General features: G+C 75.2%; 2 protein-coding genes. One reads left to right on the top strand and one right to left on the bottom strand.

The features are described 5' to 3' along the window. The first annotated feature begins 202 nt into the window (after positions 1-202). Positions 203-625, top strand: a complete 423-nt coding sequence (locus A4V12_RS00705; RefSeq protein ID WP_064067178.1) for a YciI family protein — start codon at positions 203-205, stop codon at positions 623-625. A gap of 44 nt (positions 626-669) precedes the next feature. On the opposite strand, the gene A4V12_RS35980 is transcribed toward A4V12_RS00705, so the two are convergent. Continuing rightward, positions 670-1,551 (bottom strand): methyltransferase domain-containing protein (locus A4V12_RS35980; protein ID WP_234372024.1); only part of this gene is annotated, 882 nt, incomplete at its 3' end. Positions 1,552-1,781 lie beyond the last annotated feature (230 nt).

Here is a 1,781-nt window from a genome sequence, read left to right as displayed (position 1 = left end):
TCTTCACAGGGGCCCTTCGGTCGGAAGGTCGGGAAGCCGGCGATGATCGTATGACCGGTTCCACGGGCGGTGAAGGCGGTCGTCCCCCGATCGGGCGCGCCCCGGCTCCCGGCGGGGGGACGGACACGGCCAACGGGCCCAGTCGCCCCGCGCGCGGTCCTCGCGGATCTGTGAGGCTGGCCGCATCGAGAGGAGCGGCATCATGAAGTACCTGATGATGGTGCAGGGCACACAGGCGGACTACGACGCCATGACCGGCAACCCCTCCCCGGGCAGTCCCGCCTGGACCGAGCAGGACATGCGGACGATGTTCGCGTTCATGGAGGAGATCAACGACGAACTCGCCGCGAACGGTGAACTCGTCGACGGCCAGGGGCTCGCCGAGCCGCGCCGCACCCGTTTCGTCAGCCTCGGCGAGGACGGCCGGCCGGTCGTGAAGGACGACCCGTACGGACGGACCGAGCAACTGCTGGCCGGCTACTGGGTGCTCGACTGCGCGAGCCTGGACCGCGTCACCGAGATCGCGGCGCGCGTCGCCCGCTGCCCCCAGCCGGAGGGCGCGCCCGAGTACCCGGTCGTCATCCGGCCCATCATGGAGGACGGGGCGGAGCTCTCCACCCCGTGAGCGAGGAGGGCCGCCGAGGACCCGGCGGGCGCCCGGGGCCGGNNGGGCCGCGGGGGCCCGGGGGGGCGCCGGGGCCGGGTAAGGGAACGGCCCCGGGGGAGACCGGCCGCGTGGCCGTCGCCTTGAAGAACGCGTAGTGGAAGGGGGCCGCCCGGGCCCGCCGTACGGCGCAGGTCGGCGATCCCCCGCTCCCAGTCGGCGGATGTGACCAGCCCCGCCGCGAGCGCGTCGTCCCGGACGGCCTCGATCATGGCGACGAACGTGTCGCGGGTGAACCCCTCGGCCAGCGCGGGCCGCGTCCGGTCGGCGTACACCGTGCGCGGCCGGACGACGACGTCGCCGTACCCGGCGGCGGACAGCAGCGGTTGCAGCCTGCGGCCGATCAGTGCGTCGCCGCCCGCCGCCGCCTGGAGGCGGACCTGGGCGTCGATGGCCACGCGCGCGTGGCGGCTGTCGGGGTGGAAGAACGCCGAGCCGTGGTCGCCCTCGATCACGGTGAGGGTGCCGCCCGGGCGCAGCACCCGCCGCAGGGCTGTCAGGGCCCCCTCCGGGTCGGGCAGGTGCTCCAGCACGAAGCACACGAAGACGTGGTCGAAGGTGGCGTCGGGGAAGGGCAGGGCGTGCAGGTCGGCGCGGTGCCACTCCACCCGGGCGTCCGGGACCTGCGCCGCCACACGCGTGCGCGCCCGGTCGAGGGAGGCGGCGGAGACGTCGACGGAGACGAGCCGGGCACCGGGGCTCGACCGTGCCAGGTGCACCGTCTGGGCCCCGACCCCGCACCCCGCCTCCAGGACCCGGCTGCCCGGCGGGTACGCGGTGCCGGAGTGGAGCAGCGCGGCGAGGGTGTCGGCCTGTGCTCCCAGACGGCGTGACTCGTCCGGGGAGTAGCCGTGGACGTAGGCGGGTGACGGGGATGCGGTGCTCATGATCAAAGCCTCGGCGGCACGATGGTCCGGTGAACAGGTCCAAAGCGGGTTCGGGGAAGGGGTCCAAAACGGGGCCCGGGGAAGGCCGCCACGGACCCCCGGGGGCGGGGGCCGGGGCTGGGGCGGGAGCTGATGTGGGGTCCGGGGGTGGGGGCGGGTCCGGGGTGAGAGTCGGGGCTGGGGCGGATGACGGAGCAGCCGTCAGCCGGCGGGCCGGGGCCGGGGCGGGG

Source organism: Streptomyces noursei (assembly GCF_001646665.1).
GTDB classification, from domain to species: Bacteria; Actinomycetota; Actinomycetes; order Streptomycetales; family Streptomycetaceae; genus Streptomyces; species Streptomyces lavendulocolor.
Note: the sequence above shows the minus strand (reverse complement) of the source record. Positions and strands in the feature narration are given on the sequence as shown.